The sequence below is a fragment of the Nonomuraea sp. NPDC050786 genome (assembly GCF_040654115.1).
Classification (GTDB): Bacteria; Actinomycetota; Actinomycetes; order Streptosporangiales; family Streptosporangiaceae; genus Nonomuraea.
The window spans coordinates 547833-564285 of the sequence record NZ_JBFAHJ010000002.1 but is presented as its reverse complement, the minus strand read 5'-3'; the positions used below and the strand labels follow the sequence as shown (position 1 = coordinate 564285).

Annotated in this window: 14 protein-coding genes; 5 read left to right on the top strand and 9 right to left on the bottom strand. The window is 73.6% G+C overall.

From position 1 onward, the window contains the following. The first annotated feature begins 55 nt into the window (after nt 1-55). A complete protein-coding gene (locus AB0H84_RS06990; RefSeq protein WP_357599308.1) occupies nt 56-1054 on the top strand; it encodes a LysR family transcriptional regulator in 999 nt (332 codons plus the stop codon). Between the two features lie 11 nt (nt 1055-1065). Here AB0H84_RS06990 and AB0H84_RS06985 read toward each other — a convergent pair whose 3' ends face one another. Beyond that, nucleotides 1066-1644: a hypothetical protein gene (locus tag AB0H84_RS06985; RefSeq protein WP_357599305.1), complete on the bottom strand. Its 579-nt coding sequence runs from the start codon at nt 1642-1644 to the stop codon at nt 1066-1068. Nucleotides 1645-1817: 173 nt separating this feature from the next. Between AB0H84_RS06985 and AB0H84_RS06980 the strand changes: the two genes are divergently transcribed. Beyond that, nucleotides 1818-2960: a lipase family protein gene (locus AB0H84_RS06980; protein ID WP_357599302.1), complete on the top strand. Its 1143-nt coding sequence runs from the start codon at nt 1818-1820 to the stop codon at nt 2958-2960. Between the two features lie 319 nt (nt 2961-3279). Then, nucleotides 3280-3933 carry an NADPH-dependent F420 reductase gene (npdG, locus tag AB0H84_RS06975; protein ID WP_357599299.1) on the top strand — a complete coding sequence of 218 codons (654 nt, stop codon included), beginning with the start codon at nt 3280-3282 and terminating at the stop codon, nt 3931-3933. A 9-nt stretch (nt 3934-3942) separates the two neighbouring features. Here npdG and AB0H84_RS06970 read toward each other — a convergent pair whose 3' ends face one another. The 6 genes from AB0H84_RS06970 to AB0H84_RS06945 are packed head-to-tail and all read right to left on the bottom strand — an operon-like array spanning nt 3943 to nt 9444. Further along, on the bottom strand, nt 3943-4548 hold the full coding sequence (locus AB0H84_RS06970; protein ID WP_357599296.1) for a response regulator transcription factor: 606 nt from the start codon (nt 4546-4548) through the stop codon (nt 3943-3945). Then, nucleotides 4545-5663 (bottom strand): sensor histidine kinase, encoded by a 1119-nt coding sequence (locus AB0H84_RS06965; RefSeq protein ID WP_357599294.1) that lies wholly within the window; start codon nt 5661-5663, stop codon nt 4545-4547. Before AB0H84_RS06965 ends, AB0H84_RS06970 begins: the two co-directional genes overlap by 4 nt. A 19-nt stretch (nt 5664-5682) precedes the next feature. Continuing rightward, nucleotides 5683-6396 (bottom strand): ABC transporter permease, encoded by a 714-nt coding sequence (locus AB0H84_RS06960; RefSeq protein ID WP_357599291.1) that lies wholly within the window; start codon nt 6394-6396, stop codon nt 5683-5685. Continuing rightward, nucleotides 6393-7280 (bottom strand): ABC transporter ATP-binding protein, encoded by an 888-nt coding sequence (locus tag AB0H84_RS06955; RefSeq protein WP_357599288.1) that lies wholly within the window; start codon nt 7278-7280, stop codon nt 6393-6395. Before AB0H84_RS06955 ends, AB0H84_RS06960 begins: the two co-directional genes overlap by 4 nt. 45 nt (nt 7281-7325) lie before the next feature. Further along, the gene (locus tag AB0H84_RS06950) at nt 7326-8012 is read right to left on the bottom strand and encodes an alpha/beta hydrolase (RefSeq protein ID WP_357599285.1); all 687 of its coding nucleotides are present in this window, start codon (nt 8010-8012) and stop codon (nt 7326-7328) included. Nucleotides 8013-8025: 13 nt separating this feature from the next. Beyond that, nucleotides 8026-9444 carry a PLP-dependent aminotransferase family protein gene (locus AB0H84_RS06945; protein WP_357599282.1) on the bottom strand — a complete coding sequence of 473 codons (1419 nt, stop codon included), beginning with the start codon at nt 9442-9444 and terminating at the stop codon, nt 8026-8028. A 59-nt stretch (nt 9445-9503) separates the two neighbouring features. On the opposite strand from AB0H84_RS06945, the gene AB0H84_RS06940 reads away from it, so the two are divergent. Then, nucleotides 9504-10691: an aminotransferase class I/II-fold pyridoxal phosphate-dependent enzyme gene (locus AB0H84_RS06940; RefSeq protein WP_357599279.1), complete on the top strand. Its 1188-nt coding sequence runs from the start codon at nt 9504-9506 to the stop codon at nt 10689-10691. 7 nt (nt 10692-10698) lie between these two features. After that, a complete protein-coding gene (locus tag AB0H84_RS06935) occupies nt 10699-11616 on the top strand; it encodes a serine/threonine dehydratase (RefSeq protein ID WP_357599276.1) in 918 nt (305 codons plus the stop codon). 10 nt (nt 11617-11626) lie between these two features. Here the strand turns inward: AB0H84_RS06935 and AB0H84_RS06930 are convergent, their stop codons facing one another. Further along, complete coding sequence (locus AB0H84_RS06930) at nt 11627-15364, bottom strand: beta-ketoacyl synthase N-terminal-like domain-containing protein (protein WP_357599273.1); 3738 nt, start codon at nt 15362-15364, stop codon at nt 11627-11629. Continuing rightward, the gene (locus AB0H84_RS06925) at nt 15364-16425 is read right to left on the bottom strand and encodes a ketoacyl-ACP synthase III family protein (protein WP_357599270.1); all 1062 of its coding nucleotides are present in this window, start codon (nt 16423-16425) and stop codon (nt 15364-15366) included. Before AB0H84_RS06925 ends, AB0H84_RS06930 begins: the two co-directional genes overlap by 1 nt. Between the last annotated feature and the right edge of the window lie 28 nt (nt 16426-16453).

Genomic DNA, 16453 nt, shown 5'->3' with positions numbered 1-16453 from the left:
CCAGGGCGCTGAAGCACAAATAAAGAAAGCTAAAGGTCCGCGTAAGCTGACCTGCATGGATATTGATCCACGGCGGCTGCGCGTCCTCCACGAGGTCGCGCGGCGCGGCGGCGTGATGCGCGCCGCCGAGGCACTCTACCTGACCCCCTCGGCCGTCTCCCAGCAGCTCGCCCAGCTCGAACGCGAGGTCGGGCTGGCCCTCATCGACCGTTCCCAGCGCAGCGTCTCACTCACCCCGGCCGGACGGGTGCTCGCCGGTTACGCCGAACGCGTGGAGGAGGAGCTGCTGGAGGCCAGGCGCGAGCTCACCCGCTTCACCGAACGCCTGGCCGGACCTGTGCGCATCGCCGCCTTCCCGACGGTCATCAAGCACGTGCTGGTGCCCGCCATGCGTGACCTGGCCGCGCGCCACCCCAAGATCACTCCGACCATCCACGAGATCTACGGCCAGCCCGCGCTGCAGGAGCTGCGGATGGGGGCCGTGGACGTGCTCATCACCGAGCAGGACATGAGCCTGCCCGCGCTGTCGCAGCCGTCGCTGAGCACCCGGCTGCTCTACGTGGACGAGTACCGCATCGTGCTGCCGCCCGACTGGCCCGATCCCCACACGGTCGCGGAGCTGATGCAGCAGCCATGGGTGGCCGGCGAGCCGACCCAGGCGTGCGGCCAGGCGCTGGAGCGGCTGGCCGGGCTGCACGGGTTCGAGCCGCGGAAGGTGCACGTGATCACCGAGTTCGGGCCGACGCTCGCGCTGGTGGCGGCGGGGCACGGGGTGGCGATCGTGCCCGCGCTGGCTCTGCTGGACGTGCCCGAGGGCGAGGTGCGGGTGAGCGAGATCCGGGATGTGGGGGCGCGCAGGCTCGACGCCGTCACGCGGGTGAGCCGTACGAGGTCGGGGGAGCCCGACCCGGTGCAGGCCGTGGTGATCGGCGCGATCGAGGAGACCACGGCGGCGCTCGGCACGTCGTTGAGCGGACGCCTGGCCGGTCCGCCGGCCGAGGAGCGCCCGGCCGGTCCGGCGGTCGGAGACCCGCCTGGCGGGTCCGCGGGCTGAGGAGCGCCCCGCTACTCCGCCAGCTGGGGACCGCTGACCTTCTCCAGCAGGCGGGCCAGGCGCTCGCGCAGACCGGGGCGGCGCTCCTGCTCTCCTGCCGCCGCGCTCACCAGGTGCTGCGCCCCGTCGAATGTCACCAGCCCCTCGCGCGGCACCTGGATGGCGTCGTGGGCCAGCCCGGCCAGCTCGCGGTCGCCGCCCTCGATGGCCAGGATGGTCGCCCCCGTGCGCCGCGCGTCGTTCACGCGTTCGAGCAGTGGCACCGGCGCCTGCTGCTCGGCCAGCACGAACAGCGTCTCGCCCCGGGCCGCCCGCTCCAGGCGCTCCAGGCCGACGCGCAGATGAGCGGGGGCGTCGGCGGGCGGCGCCCAGCGCACCAGCGTGGGCGTGAGCTGCGACAACCCCGAGAACCTGGCCTCGTCGGCGAGGTGCGCGGTCAGGTGCCAGGGCTCCTCGTCGGGGGTGCCGACCAGGAGCAGGCCGCCGGGGGAGCGGGTGGCACGCAGGGCGACGCCCAGCTCGCGGGCGCGTTCGAGCCAGCCGGTTTCGGCCAGGAGCTCGCGGAGCAAGGCCACCGATCCTGAGTCCATGTCACCCATGGTGCACGACCGGAACGGCCGGGGTGGCTGATTCGGGAGTGATGTGTTGACACGAGGTATGTTTCCGCGTCATATCGGGCCTTGACACGGGGTTACTCCCGGGTAACGATCGGCTCGCGGCGCCGCCGTCCCAAGTATGTGGTCCTCACGGAGAGGGGCGGCACATGACCTTACGTGTCCGCGTCAGCATGTCCATGATCCTGTTATTGATCATGTCCCTCACCACGACCCCGGCCCGCGCCGCGGCTCCGGGAGACGTGGTCTCCGCCCAGCCCACGACCGTCTACCTCCTGCCGGGCAAGCTGCTGGAGGTCCCGGTCAACGCCTGGCACCTCCGCTACACCTCCACCTCCGCCACCGGCGCGCTCAACACCGTGTCGGGGACGCTGCTCGTGCCCAAGAGCGCCTACCCGCTCGGCGCGCGCCCCATCATCGGGTACGCCGTCGGCACCCACGGGCTCGGCGACCAGTGCGCCCCCTCGGTCAGCATGAGCCAGGGCCGGGAGGCCGAGCTCGCACTGGTGAGCCTCTTCCTGCTCAAGGGATTCGCGGTGGCCATGACCGACTACGAGGGGCTCGGCACGCCGGGGCCGCACACGTACATGGCCGGGATCTCGCAAGGGCACGCCGTGCTCGACTCGATCAGGGCCGCCACCCACGTGTCCGGGGCCGGGCTGTCGAGCGGGGCGCCCGTCGCCGTCATGGGCTACTCCCAGGGCGGCTCGTCGGCCGGGTGGGCGGCGCAGCTGCAGCCGTCGTACGCGCCCGAGCTGCGGCTCAAGGGCGTCGCGGCCGGCGGCGTGCCCGCTGACCTGCACGCGGTCGCCGACCACCTGGACGGCGGGCCGAACTTCGGCCTGGCGGCGGCGGCCGGGGTCGGCCTCGACGCGGCCTACCCCGAGCTGAACCTCCAGGCCGACCTCAACGACCGGGGCCGCGCGCTGCTCGCCGACGCCGCCGACGACTGCGTGGGCGACCTCGGCAAGCTGGCGGGGCTCAGCTTCTCCGACCTGAGCCCGGTGGACCTGCTCGACCAGCCGAAGTGGCTGGTCCGGCTCGGGCAGAACCGCCTGGGCGCGGTGGCTCCGCGGGTGCCGATGTTCCTGTATCACGCGCAGGGTGACGAGATCATCCCGCTCGCCGTGGGGTCCACGCTGCGGTCCGAGTACTGCCGGGCCGGCGTGACCGTACGGTGGACGGCGCTGCCCGCGCCCGACCACGTCTCGGGGGCCGTCGAAGGAGGGCCGCTGGCGATCGAATGGCTGGCCCTGCGGATACTCGGGCTGCCCGCCACCGGGAACTGCTGACTGATTCCGCAGCCGGGCTCGACGGTTCGAGCCCGGCTGAATCGGAGCCGACCATGGCTGGCATGATCGGGCATGTCAACTGCACCCACCTGGAAGGAGGAGGCTTGCTCTCGCGACGTCCGGCTGGATGTCGGACGACCGTAGCGTTCGGGCGGTTGACCGCGCCCCGGGCGGCATGCCGCCCGCGATGGAGTGATGGCCGATATCGGGCCTGGAGCCGTTTCCCGGTCGCCCGGTGCCTTTGGCCCTGTCCATCACCGGCGTGTAACCATAGCATCACACACGGGCACTCTGTAGGTGCTCCTGGCAAAGGATCAATATGACAGACGTGAGCGGACTCTCCATCGCCATCCTCGGCGGCACCGGCGACCAGGGGAAAGGGCTGGCGCGGCGGTTCGCGCTGGCGGGGCATCAGGTGCTGATCGGGTCGCGTAGCGCGCAGCGCGCCCAGGACGCGGCCGCCGACATCGGGGCGGGCGCGAGCGGCGCCGAGAACGCCGTGGTCGCCGCCCAGGCCGACATCGTGATCGTGGCGGTGCCGTACGAGGGGCACAAGGCGCTGCTGGAGTCCCTGCGCGCCGAGCTGGCCGGGAAGATCGTGGTGGACTGCGTGAACCCGCTCGGGTTCGACAAGCAGGGCGCCTACGCGCTGCCGGTGGCGGAGGGGAGCGCGGCGCAGCAGGCCGCGGCGGTGCTGACCGAGAGCCGGGTGGTGGCGGCCTTCCACCACGTGTCGGCGGTCCTGCTGATGGACCCGGCGGTGGAGAAGGTGGACCTCGACGTGCTGGTGCTGGGCGACGACCGCGAGGCCACCGACACGGTGCAGGCGCTGGCCGAGGTGATCCCGGGCGTGCGCGGCGTCTACGGGGGGCGGTTGCGCAACGCCCACCAGATCGAGGCGCTCACCGCCAACATCATCTCCGTGAACCGCCGCTACAAGGCCCACGCCGGGCTGCGCATCACCGACATCTGATCCGGAAAGTCACAGCCAGCCCGCGTCCTCGGCGATGCGGATGGCGTCGATCTTGTTGCGGGCTCCCGTCTTCGTGATCGCCCCCGTCAGGTAGTTGCGTACGGTGCCGGGGGATAGGTGGAGGCGGGAGGCGATCTCCTCGGCGGAAGCGCCTCGGGCCGCCTCCTTGAGCACCGTGGACTCGCGCGGCGTCAGGGGGCTCTCGCCGTACTGCATGGCCGCGGACACCAGCTCGGAGTCCAGCACGCGCAGCCCGGACGCGGTGCGCCTGATCGCGTCCGCCAGCCGGTCGCCGGGGGCGTCCTTGACCAGGAACGCCTCGATGCCCGCGGCCAGCGCCCGGCGTACCTGGCCCGGCTGGCCCATGGCCGTGAGCACCAGGACGCGGCACGACGGAAGGCGTTCGAGCAGCGTGGCGGCGGCGGTGATGCCGTCGAGGACCGGCAGGTCGATGTCCACGACCGCGACGTCGGGCCGGACCCGGAGGGCCTCGGGCACGATCTCGTCCCCCCGGGTCACCTCCGCGACCACCTCGATGTCCGGCTCCAGGCGGAGCAGGGCGGTGAGCGCGGCGCGGATCATGTGCATGTCCTCGGCGAGCAGCACCCTGATCATGCCGCGACCTCCACGGCCAGGACGAAGCCCCCGGCTCCGGCCGGGGTGGCCGTGCAGGAGCCGCCCGCCTGGGCCGCCCGCTCCGCGAGACCCGTGAGGCCCCCTCCCGCCTGGACCGCCCGCCCCGTGAGGCCCCTTCCTGCGTGGCCGGGAGGCTCGGGCACGCCGTCGTTGGCCACCTCGAGCCGGAGCCTGCCGCCGTTCACCGAGGTGGTGATGGTGCAGGTCGTGGCCCTGCTGTGGCGCAGCACGTTGGTGACCGCCTCGCGTACGGCCCAGGCCAGCGCCTCCTCCGAGCGTCTCGGCACGGCCACGTCCGCCAGGTGCGCCTGGACGCCGATCCCCGACGACTCCAGCAGCGCCACCGCCCGGTCCATCTCGCCCGCCAGCGACATCGCCCGGTAGCCCCTGGCCACCTGGCGCACGTCCTGGGCCGCCTCCCTGGCGACCTGCACCAGCTCGCCCACCTCCGTGCGGGCGGCGACGGGGTCGCGCTCCACCAGCCGGGAGGCCAGGTCGCCCTTGAGGGCGATCGCGGTGAGGCTGCGCCCGAGGCCGTCGTGCAGGTCGCGGGAGATGCGCAGGCGCTCCTTGAGCACCGCGGCCTCCGCCAGCTCGGCCCTGGCCTGCTCCAGGTCGGCGGTCACGCGTACGAACCGCACCAGCGCGTAGATCATGGCGCCCGTCGTCGGCACGGTCACCACGTAGAAGAGCGTGACCACCGCCACGTGGAAGATCAGCCACAGCGCGACGCCCTCGTACAGCATCATGACGCCGACCAGCGCGGCGCCCCAGCCCAGCGGCAGCAGCACCAGCAGCGCCCCGGCCAGCGTCGGCGCGGCCAGCGCCGACATGCCGCTCGGCAGCAGGAGGTCCGGCAGGTACGTGGCGACCGCCTGGAGCACGAGCGTGAGCGGGAAGGCGGGCGGGCGCTCGCCGCGCAGGCCCGCCCGCATGTTCAGGTAGTGCGTGGAGATCACGGCGAGCATCGCGAGTCCGGCCGTCCCGGCGAAGACCGGTCCCTGCTGGTAGTAGAGCAGCGCGCCCACCAGGTACGCGACCGAGACGGCGATGATGAGGCCGCTCGCGAGCCGCCTCGCGGATTTGGAGACCACGGCGACGATTATGACCGCCCTACGACCGGCGGGGTTCCCAGCGGAACCAGAGCATGATCACGCCGACTCCGACGATCGTCCAGGCGGCCAGGACCAGGGCGGGCACGGCCAGGTCGCCGGTCTTGACGGCGTTCACGACGGCTGTGGTGGGGAGCAGGTCCAGGGCGGGCCGCAGCCACGAGGGGAGCGGGATGGGGCCCATCGCGCCCGCCGACACCCCGGCCAGCAGGAAGACGGGCATGGTGAAGGGCATGGCCAGCTCGGCGCGCGGGATCGCGGCCGTGTACGCGGCGCCGAGCAGGGAGAGCACGACCGCCCCCGCGATCGTGATCGCGGCGAAGCCCAGCGGGTCACCGGGCAGCGGCACCCCGGCCACGAGGCGCGCGGCCAGCGTGCAGAGCACGATCAGGAGCACGGTCTGCGTGGCCGTGCTGGCGATCTGGCCGATCAGCAGCTGCGTGTCCGTCAGCCGGCCGGCCCGCAGCCGCTTGAGCACGAGCTGGTCGCGGCGGGTGGTCAGGGTGACGGCGATGTTCATGAACGCGGTGATCGCCAGCAGGATCGAGAGCATGCTCTGGAAGCTCGAGACGGCGGTGGCCATGTTGACGACGCTCTTCATGAGCAGCGGCATGCCGACGGCCAGCCCCACAGGCATGATCACCGAGGCGAACAGCATGCTCCTGTCCCGCCAGAACAGGAGCGTGCCGAGGCGGTAGGTCGCGGTCAGGCTCATCGGGCGCTCCTCGCGAGGTCCAGGAACAGGTCTTCGAGGGTGGCCGTACGGACCTCCAGGCCGGCCAGGCGCAGGCCGCGCTCGGCCGCCCAGGTCAGCAGCGTCTGCGCGGCCAGGTCGGGGTCCTCGGCGCGGCAGACGGCGCTCTCGCCCTCCATGGTGACCGGCAGCGGCAGGTCGGCCGGGTCGACGTGCGGCGGCAGCCGGAACGCCACCCGCCCCGACTGGGCGGCGAGGGTCTCCGCCATGTCGCCCGACGCGACCACCTCGCCCTCATCCAGGATCGCCATGGCGGAGGCCAGTCGCTGCGCCTCCTCCAGGTAGTGCGTGGTGAGCAGGACCGTGGTGCCCTGCCTGGCCAGGTCGCGGACGACCGCCCAGGTGCCGCCGCGGGCCTCGGGGTCCATGCCGGCGGTCGGCTCGTCGAGGAAGAGCACCTCAGGACGGCCCAGCACGGCCAGCGCCAGGTCGAGCCGGCGCTTCTCGCCGCCCGACAGCTGGCGGACCTTGGTGGACCGCCTGCCGGCCAGCCCCGCCAGCTCCAGCGCCTCGTCGCCGGGCCGGGCGGCGGCGGTGAAGGCGCGCCAGATGTCGACGGTCTGCGCCACCGTCAGGTCAGGGAAGAACCCGGCCTCCTGCAGCATGATCCCGGTGCGCGGCCGGACGGCCGCGCGGTCGGCGTACGGGTCGAGGCCCAGCACCCGTACGGTGCCGCCGTCGGCCCGCTGGAAGCCGGCCAGCACCTCGATCGTGGTGGTCTTGCCCGCGCCGTTGCGGCCCAGCAGGGCGAAGATCTGGCCGGCCTCGACCTCGAAGGAGATGCCCTTCACCGCCTCGAACCCCTGGTGGCTCTTCATGAGCCCGTGCACTTCGATCGCTGTCATGCGTCCGAGTGTTCCGGGGCTGATCGCGGGGTGACAGTGAGGAATTCACGACTTCCGGGAGAGCTTGAGCAGCGCGTCCGTGACGCCCTCCGGGTCGACGAGCTGGTGCAGGTGCATGCCGGGCAGGCGGTTCACGGGCCAGCCTCGGCGGGCAGCGTCCTCGGCGACGCTCTCGTACGGCGGCCCGAACCACAGGCACGAGCACCGGACGTCGTCCCACCCGGAGGGCACGGGGACGAGCTGCGTGTAGTAGTCGAGCGGCAGCCGGGGCTGCTCGGCCGCCACCCGGATGCGCACGGCGGGATCGGGCAGCATGGCCACCACGTCCTCCTCGTCCCACCAGTCGGTCCAGCGCGGCAGCACGCCGTCGGGGCCCGCCAGGTCGTGCAGGAACGGCAGGAAGCTCTCGCCGGCGACCTTGATCAGCCCCTCGCGCGGCGGTATGTGCGCGTCGGCGAACACGCACGCCACCACCCGCTCGCCCAGCCCCTCCTTGACCAGCGGCAGGAAGAAGCCCGCGTTGCTGTGCGCGGCCAGCACGACGGGCCCGTCCGGGGCGACCGCGCGCACCGCCTCCACCACTCGCGGCCAGTACGGCGCGCCGCCCGCCGACACGCCGGTCAGGTCGGGCACCACGGCCGCGTGCCCGCGGCGCTCCAGCGACTCGGCCACGGGCGCCCAGGTCGACGGCCCGACGGAAGGGCTGTGCACGAGTACGAAGGTCGTCTCCATGGCATCCACCCTGTCAGACGATCAGAGGGTGGCGGGAGACCGAGCGGCCCGATCCGTCATAGTCCGCCCAGGCCGCGGCCAGGTTGTTCACCGCTCGCGAAAGCTCCTCCTCCGGGAAGAGGAAGTGCAGGCGCATGCGGTCGGCGTGCCCGCCGAGCGGGTCGAACGATCTCCCCGGCGGCACCGCGACGCCGTGCCTGAGCGCGACCTGGGAGAAGGAGTCGACGTCGCCGCGCGGGATCCGTACCCAGATGGTCTGGCCGCCCAGCGCCGGCTCGAAGGACCACGACGGCAGGTGCGCGCGCAGCTCGGCGCACAGGTGGTCGTGGCGCGCCCGCAACGTGCGCACGCGCGCCGCGCGGATCTCGTCCAGGCGGCGCAGCAGGGCGACGGCGGCGAGCTGGCTGAAGACCTCGCCGCCCAGGTCGTGCACGGCTCGCAGCCTGGACAGCCGCGAGACCAGCGGCGCCGCCGCGCGGATCCACCCGACCCGCAGGCCGCCCCAGACGAGCTTGCTCAGCGAGCTGACGGAGATCAGGTGCTCGCCCCCCTTGAACGAGGCCAGCGGAGGGGGAGTCTCGCCGGTGAAGCAGAGCTCGGCGCAGACCTCGTCCTCGATCAGCGGCACGTCGTGCTCGGTGGCCAGCGCGGTCAGCCGCCTGCGGGCCGGGCGGTCCATGATGGAGCCGTCCGGGTTGCGGGCGGTAGGGACGAAGTAGGCCAGGGCGGGGCGTTCGCGCAGGTCCTCCGCCGTTCCCGGCCGGACGACGGCGGCGGCGTGCCGGAACACCTCGAGCGCGCCCGGGTACGTCGGCGTCTCGGTCAGCACCGTGTCACCGGGCGCCAGCAGCAGGTCGGTCAGCAGCGTGAGGGCCTGCTGCGCGCCCGTGGTGACCATGATCTCGTCGGCCGTCGTGGGCACGCCGCGGCCGGTGTAGTAGGCGGCCAGGGCCGCGCGCAGGGCCTGGGCGCCCGCCGGCTGGTAGCCCATGTCGCGCGTCCCGGCCAGCCGCGCGCCCGCCTCCTCGTACGCCTCGAACATCGCGTCCGGCGGGTCGTCCGGCGCGGCGCACGTCAGGAGCTGCACGCCGTCCGGCGGGTGCAGGATGTGCAGCAACAGCGGGTTGGCCACCACGCTGTCGGCGGTCCGCGTGGAGGGCAGCTCGAGCGCGGCCACCCGGGTGCCGCTGCCCTGGCGGCGCAGCAGGCGGCCCTCCTGCTGCAGCAGGTCGTACGCGGCCACCACGGTGCCCCGGCCCACCGCGAGCCGCTTGGCGAGCACCCGGTCGGGAGGCAGGGCCTGGTCCGGCGGCAGCACGCCGTCGTCGATCAGGGCTCGCAGCCTGGCGGCGAGCAGCAGGTAGAGCGGGCCGCGCCCCGACGCCCAGCGGCCCAGCAGATCGACGAGGTCATCAAGATTGGCCCCATTCATGGACCAATTCTGTCAGATTGGCTCTCACCTCGGACCTCTTCTGCGGCGATGCTGGGTCCATGACCGAATCCCGTCCTGAGATGCTCCGTCCGGAGACCCGCGCCGTTCACGTGCCGCAGCCCTCCATCGAGGGCAGCCGCCCGATCACCATGCCGATCTACCAGACGTCCGGGTTCACCTTCGACGACCCCGCCGTGATGGCGGATGCGATGGGCCGGGCCGACGGGCCGTTTGTGTACGCGCGCTACACCAACCCCACCGTCCGCTCGCTGGAACTGGCCGTCGCCGACCTGGAGGGCGGGGCCGCGGCCATCGCCACGGGCTCGGGAATGGGGGCGATCAACACCGTCCTGCTCGGCCTGCTCAAGCCCGGCGACCACCTCGTCGCCCAGACCTCCCTGTACGGCGGGACCGCCGCCATGATCAACGACCTGGTGGGCAGGTTCGGGATCACGGTGACGTACGTGCCCGAGAACGACCCCGCCGCCCTGCGCGCCGCCGTCCGGCCGGAGACCCGGCTGGTCTACCTGGAGACGATCAGCAACCCGATGACCCTGGTGGCCGACCTGCCCGGGATGTGCGCGGCGGCCCGCGAGCTGGGCATCCTGTCCGTGGTGGACAACACGTTCGCCACGCCCCTGCTCTCCCGGCCCATCGAACACGGGGCGGACATCGTCGTCCACTCCACCACCAAGTACCTGTCCGGGCACACCGACGTGGTGGGCGGCATCGCCGTCTTCGCCACCGACTCCCTCTACGAGAAGGTGTGGCACTTCGCGATCGAGCTGGGAGCCGCGGCGGACCCGTTCGCGGCCTGGCTGTCGCTGCGCGGGCTGCAGACGCTGGGGCTGCGCATGGAGCGCCACTGCTCCAACGCCCGCCTCCTCGCCACCCGCCTCGCGGAGCACCCCGCCGTCACCGCGGTGCACTGGCCGGGACTCTCCTCGCATCCCTCGTACGAGCTGGCCGGGAAGCTGCTGTCCGACTTCGGCGGGGTGCTCTCGTTCGACCTGGCCGGCGGGCGGGCCGCGGGGGAGAAGTTCATGAGCTCCGTACGCCTGGCGCTGCTCGCTCCCTCGCTCGGCGGAGTCGAGACGCTCGTGCTGCACCCCGCCACGACCTCGCATCGCGCGCTGAGCGCCGAGGAGCTGGCCAGGTGCGGGATCGGCGAGGGCACCGTACGCATCGCGGTGGGCATCGAGCACCCCGAGGACCTCTGGGCCGACGTCGCCCAGGCCCTGGCATAGTGGCACTGTGGATTATTCGGATGTGCTGGCTGCGGCCGGTCGTATCGACGGGCACGTGCTCCGCACGCCGGTGCTCGAGGTCTCGGCTGGGATCTTCTTCAAGCTGGAGCTGCTGCAGCACTCCGGGTCCTTCAAGGTGCGGGGCGCGTTCAACCGCATGCTGTCGGCCGGCGAGCTGCCGCCCAGCGGGGTGATCGCCGCCAGCGGGGGCAACCACGGGCTGGCGGTGGCGTACGCGGCGCGGGCCCTAGGAGTGCGGGCGGAGATCTTCGTGCCCGAGGTGACCAGCCCGGTGAAGGTGGCGGGGCTCGCGGCGCTGGGGGCGCACATCACCCAGACCGGCGCCATCTACTCCGACGCCGCCGAGGCCGCCGCCAAGCGCGCCGCCGAGACGGGCGCGCTGGCGGTGCACGCGTACGACCAGGCCGAGGTGGTGGCGGGGCAGGGCACCACGGGGCTGGAGATCGTGGAGCAGACGGACGGCGTGGACACGGTGGTGGTCGCCGTCGGCGGCGGAGGCTTCGCCGCCGGGATCACCCTGGGCACCTCCATGGGCGGTGAGTCCGGGCCGCGGATCGTCGCGGTGGAGCCGGAGCGGATCCCGACCCTGCACGAGGCGTTGCGGGCGGGGGAGCCGGTGCCGGTGGAGGTCGGCGGCGTGGCGGCCGACGCGCTGGGCGCGACCAAGCTCGGCGCCATCCCGTTCGAGATCCTCTCGTCCGCCCGGGTGAAGAGCGTGCTGGTGAGCGACGAGGCGATCGCGGAGGCCCGGCGCACCCTCTGGGCGCGGCACCGGGTGGCGGCGGAGCCCGCGGGCGCGACCGCGTACGCGGCGCTGCTGGCGGGCGCCTATACCCCGGCCCCGGGCGAGCGGGTGGCGGTGGTGCTCTGCGGGTCCAACACCGACCCCGCCACCCTCGCCTGACCCGGCGACCTCACCCCGCTTCAGCACTCCCGTTGGCGGACACCAGCCCGGCGATGTAGTCGGAGACCGCGGCGACGGTCGGCTGCTGCCAGAGCAGGGTCGTCGGCAGCGAGCACCGGAACCGTTTCTCCAGCCGCCGCCGGACGACCACCGTCAGCACCGAGTCCAGCCCCTGCTCGACCAGCGGCCGGTGCGGCTGCAGGTCGCCGGGGTCCAGCCGCATCTCCTTGGCGATCTGCGCGCCGACCTCCTCAAGGAGGAACGCGCGCAGCTCCTCCGGCCCCAGGTCGGCGATGGATTCGGCGGGCCGCGTGCCGTCGGTGCCGTTCTCCGCGGGGGCCGGCACGTCGATCACCGGGTACCGCAGTCCCGACAGCCAGCCGACGACGTCACCGGCGCCGTCGGTCACCCGTACCTGTACCGTGTCGGCGCGCTCGGGGTCGAGCCACACCTCGATCTCCACCGTGTCCGGTGGCTCCCCGACCGCGACCAGCCGATCGACGTGCGTCACCATGCGGAGCAGCGGGTCGCCGGGGAACGCGCTCGGCGCCACCGACATCGCCGCGTCCAGGACGGGCGCCCACGTGGCGGCCGGGCCGCACCGTACCCGGGCGCGCAGCGCGCCGTGGCCGCGCAGCAGTTCCTCGACCGTCCAGTCGAACCCGGTCCCGGGTACGCCGACGGCGGCGAGCCGCTCCATGACCAGGCCCGGGTCCGCCGCCGTGAGCGGGTGCGCCGGTGGGTCCGGTGCCTCACCTGGCGTGGCGGGCACCGTCGCGGTGGCGATCATCTGCCAGGCGGCGTCCGGTTCGCCCGCGGCGCGGGCGGCCAGCCGCAGCTCGCCTCCCTGCCGGACGACCTGGACCTCGCGGCGGTCGGCGGTCAGCAGCGGCGCCGACATCGTCACCTCGCCGAGCGTCCGACCTCCGGAGGCGGCGAAGAAGGTCGCCGCGAGCACCGCGGCCGGCACGATCTCCACGCCCTCGATGGCGTGGCTGCCGGGGTAGGGCCGGGTCTGGTCGTCCACGCCGGTCCGCCAGAGCCGTACGTCGCTGCCCGCGAGGTCGACGCCGTCGCCGAGCAGCGTGTGGGTGTCCGGATCGTGGCCGCGGCCGGCGGTGTCCGGGGCCGACGGCGCACGCCAGTGCCTGCGGTGCTGCCAGGGGTAGGAGGGCAGCACGACCGGCCCGCCGGCGGGCTGCAGGCGATGCCAGTCCACCTCGAGGCCGGCGCAGTACGCCGCGGCCACACTGGCCGGCAGGGTGACGCGCGGGGAGCGGTTGCGCCGCAACGACGCGCCGACGAAGATCTCCTCGTACCCGCCCGCGCCCAGCGTCTCCAGCACCGAGTGGGTGACCACCGGGTGCGGGGAGATCTCGACGAACGCGCGGTACCCGTCCGCCGCGGCCGCCGTGACCGCGTCGGCCAGGCGCACCGGCCGGCGCAGGTTGGCCGCCCAGTACGCGCCGTCGAAGCCGTGACTCGTCCGCGGATCCTCCAGCGCCGTCGAGTAGACGCGGAGGCCAGGGGTGTCGGCCGTCAGGTCGGCCGCGGCGGCGGTCAGCTCCGCCAGGAGCGGATCCATCTGCGGCCCGTGGAAGGCCACGTCCGAGGCGACCCGGCGGGCCGGGATCCCCTGCTCGAGCCAGCCGGCCAGCACGTCGGCCACGGCGTCCGGATCGCCGGAGACGACCGTCGAGCCGGGTGACGACGCGATCGCGGCCACCACGTCGGTACGCTCTCCGAGCAGCCGCGCCGTCTCGGCGAACGGCAGCTGCACCATGACCATCGCACCCCGCCCGGCGACGCGCCGCAGCAGCCGGGAGCGCCGGCAGATCAGCCGGGCCCCGTCCAGGCGGCTCAGCGCTCCGGCCGTCACGGCGGCGGCGATCTCGCCGACCGAATGGCCGATGACCGCGTGCGGGCGCACCCCGTGCTCACGCCAGAGCTCGACGAGGCCGAGCTGCATCACGAAGATCATGGTCTGGATCCGGTCCACGTCGGTCAGCTCGTCCTCGGTGAGCACCTTCCGTGGCGAGAAGCCGATCTCGGCGGCGAACACCGGCTCCAGCTCGTCGACCACCGCGGCGAACGCCGGCTCGGTCTCCAGCAGTTCGCGGCCCATGCCGGCCCACTGCGAGCCGTGTCCGGAGAAGACGAACACCGGGCCGGGACCGGGATCGACGAGCACCTGCCCGGTGGTCACCGCGTCGTGCGGGGTGCCGGCCGACAGGGCGCGCAGCCGGGCGGCCAGCGCGGCCGGATCCTCGGCCGCCACCACCGCGCGGTGCGGCAGATGGGCCCGGCGCAGCGCGAGCGTGTGCCCGACGCCGGCCGCCGGCAGGTCGCCGACGACGCCGGCGAGGTTGCCGGCGGCCTGCCGCAGCGCCGCCCGCGACGCGGCCGACACCGGGAACAGCCGGCCCGCGCGCCCTTCGGCGGGTGGCTCCGCCGGCGGCGCCTGTTCGAGGACGACGTGGGCGACGGTGCCGCCGTAGCCGAAGGCGGAGACCGCGGCCCGGCGCGGATGCGCGGAACCGGGCCACGGCGCGGGCGCGTCGACCACCCGCAGCCCGGCGGCCTCCCAGTCGACGGCCGGATTGGGCGTGTCGAGCCGGCTCGGCGGGATCTGGCCGCGTTCGAGCGCCAGGACGGCCTTGACCAGGCCGGCGATGCCGGCGGCGCCCTCGAGGTGACCGATGTTGGACTTGGCCGAGCCGATCAGGCACGGCTGCTCCGGCGGCCTGCCCTTCCCGTACACGGCGCTCAGCGCGCCGGCTTCGAGCGGGTCGCCGACCGCGGTGCCGGTGCCGTGCGCCTCGACGTAGCCGACCGTGCCCGGCTCGACGCCCGCCTGCCGCAGCGCGCGGCGCATGACGTGCTCCTGCGCCTGGCCGCACGGCGCCATGATGCCCGCGGTGCGGCCGTCCTGGTTCACCGCGCTGCCGCGGATGGTCGCGAGGACCCGGTCTCCGTCGCGTACGGCGTCGGAGAGCCGCTTGAGGACGACGACCACCGCGCCCTCGCCCCGCCCGTATCCGTCGGCGGCGGCGTCGAACGACTTGCTCCGCCCGTCGGGGGCCAGCGTGCCCGCGGCGTCCAGGGTCAGCGTCTCGCCGGGGGACAGGATGAGGTTGACCCCGCCGGCCAGCGCCACGTCCGTCTCGCCGGCCCGCAGGGCCTGCACGGCCAGGTGGACGGCGACCAGCGACGCCGAGCACGCCGTGTCCACCGCCATGCTCGGGCCGCGCAGGTCGAGCGCGTACGACACCCGGTTGGCCACCGCGCAGGTGGCCGAGCCGATCCCGGTCCACGCCTCGATGTCGGGCAGGTCCTCCAGCAGCCGGTGCCCGTAGTCGCCGGTGCAGACGCCCACGTACACGCCCGCGTCCGTGCCGGCCAGCGAGGTCGGCGCCACGCCGGCGTGCTCCAGCGCCTCCCACGCGGTCTCCATCACCAGGCGCTGCTGCGGGTCCATCAGCTCCGCCTCGCGCGGCGAGAGCCCGAAGAACTCCGCGTCGAAGTCGGCCACCCCGTCGAGGAAGCTGCCGCGCGCCAGCGTGCGGCGTACCGCGGTCGCGTACGACGGGCCCCGGTCGGCGTAGTCGCGCCAGCGCTCCTCGGGCGCCGGCCCGCTGGCGTCGCGTCCCTCGCACAGCAGGTCCCAGTACTCGTCCGCCGAACCGACGCCGCCAGGCAGGCGGCAGCCGATCCCGATCAGGGCGATCAACTCGGCAGGTCGAGCCATCACTCATCGCCTCCCCGTATCCGCGCCCACACGGGCGACTCGAGAATCTCCACGACGGCGGCCGAGATGGTCACGCCCGGCCCGAAACCGAACATCAGCAGGTGATCGCCGGGTCCCAGGTCGCCGCCGCGGACCAGGTGCTCCAGCGCGAGGATCTGGTCGCTGGCCCCGCAGTGGCCGATCGTCCGGCCGAAGTCCCAGACCGACCGGGACGCCGGAATGCCCAGCCGGTGCTCGCAGATCTGGTCGGCGATCTCCTGGGAGGTGTTCATGCACGACACCCGGGCCAGGTCGTCCGCCTTGATCCCGGCCTCCGACAGGGCCTGGTCGATCACTTCGGCCATCCGCTCGTCCAGCGTCACCAGGACCCCGGTCCCGTCGCCCTCGACCACCGCGCGCCGCCGGAACACGTCGTTGTGCGCCGCGAAGTCCACCGTGCGGCCCTCGGTGACGCCGGGCGGGAAGAGCGGCTCGGCGCAGCGGTGCATCTCCTCGGCCTCCGACACCGACATCGTGCACACCGACGCCAGCCGGGCGAACCCCGGTTCGGTGTCGAGCACGAGGGCGCTGCCCGCGTCACCGGCGACGGCGCCGGGCAGCATCCGCCACCGGTCGACGAGCGGGGTGCCGTAGTTGTCGGCGGCGACCAGCAGCGCCGCCTGGCGGCCGGGCGCCGCCCGCAGGTAGCTCGCGGCCAGCTCCAAGGCGGCGAACATGCCGTTGCACCCCTGCTTGAGCTGGGTGGACAGGACGCCGTCGCCGACCAGGTGGCGCTGCACGTACGCCTGTGGCGGCCAGCCCTCCGGCCCCTGGTGCCAGGTCGAGACGTACAGCAGCAGATCCAGATCGGCGGGGGAGCGCCCGCTGCGGGCCACCGCGCTGCGCGCCGCCCGTAACGCCATCTCCGGCGGCGGCATGTCGCCGGCCACCGCGACCGCGGCGAGCCGGTGCAGCTCGACCTCCTCGGCCGGGTACCACCCCGCCGCCACGGCGTGCTCCACGCTCACCGTGGCAGGAAGGTACGACCCGACCCCGCTGATGTACATGTCCGCCGTCTCCATGTCGCCTCCCGGGCTCGTCGAAGTCGAT

Excerpts from the sequence above, each read along its gene's own strand:
- AB0H84_RS06990 (WP_357599308.1), top strand. The coding sequence starts at position 56 with ATGGATATTGATCCACGGCGGCTGCGCGTCCTCCACGAGGTCGCGCGG.
- AB0H84_RS06985 (WP_357599305.1), bottom strand. The coding sequence starts at position 1,644 with ATGGACTCAGGATCGGTGGCCTTGCTCCGCGAGCTCCTGGCCGAAACC.
- AB0H84_RS06980 (WP_357599302.1), top strand. The coding sequence starts at position 1,818 with ATGACCTTACGTGTCCGCGTCAGCATGTCCATGATCCTGTTATTGATC.
- npdG (WP_357599299.1), top strand. The coding sequence starts at position 3,280 with ATGACAGACGTGAGCGGACTCTCCATCGCCATCCTCGGCGGCACCGGC.
- AB0H84_RS06970 (WP_357599296.1), bottom strand. The coding sequence starts at position 4,548 with ATGATCAGGGTGCTGCTCGCCGAGGACATGCACATGATCCGCGCCGCG.
- AB0H84_RS06960 (WP_357599291.1), bottom strand. The coding sequence starts at position 6,396 with ATGAGCCTGACCGCGACCTACCGCCTCGGCACGCTCCTGTTCTGGCGG.
- AB0H84_RS06955 (WP_357599288.1), bottom strand. The coding sequence starts at position 7,280 with ATGACAGCGATCGAAGTGCACGGGCTCATGAAGAGCCACCAGGGGTTC.
- AB0H84_RS06950 (WP_357599285.1), bottom strand. The coding sequence starts at position 8,012 with ATGGAGACGACCTTCGTACTCGTGCACAGCCCTTCCGTCGGGCCGTCG.
- AB0H84_RS06945 (WP_357599282.1), bottom strand. The coding sequence starts at position 9,444 with ATGAATGGGGCCAATCTTGATGACCTCGTCGATCTGCTGGGCCGCTGG.
- AB0H84_RS06940 (WP_357599279.1), top strand. The coding sequence starts at position 9,504 with ATGACCGAATCCCGTCCTGAGATGCTCCGTCCGGAGACCCGCGCCGTT.
- AB0H84_RS06930 (WP_357599273.1), bottom strand. The coding sequence starts at position 15,364 with ATGGCTCGACCTGCCGAGTTGATCGCCCTGATCGGGATCGGCTGCCGC.
- AB0H84_RS06925 (WP_357599270.1), bottom strand. The coding sequence starts at position 16,425 with ATGGAGACGGCGGACATGTACATCAGCGGGGTCGGGTCGTACCTTCCT.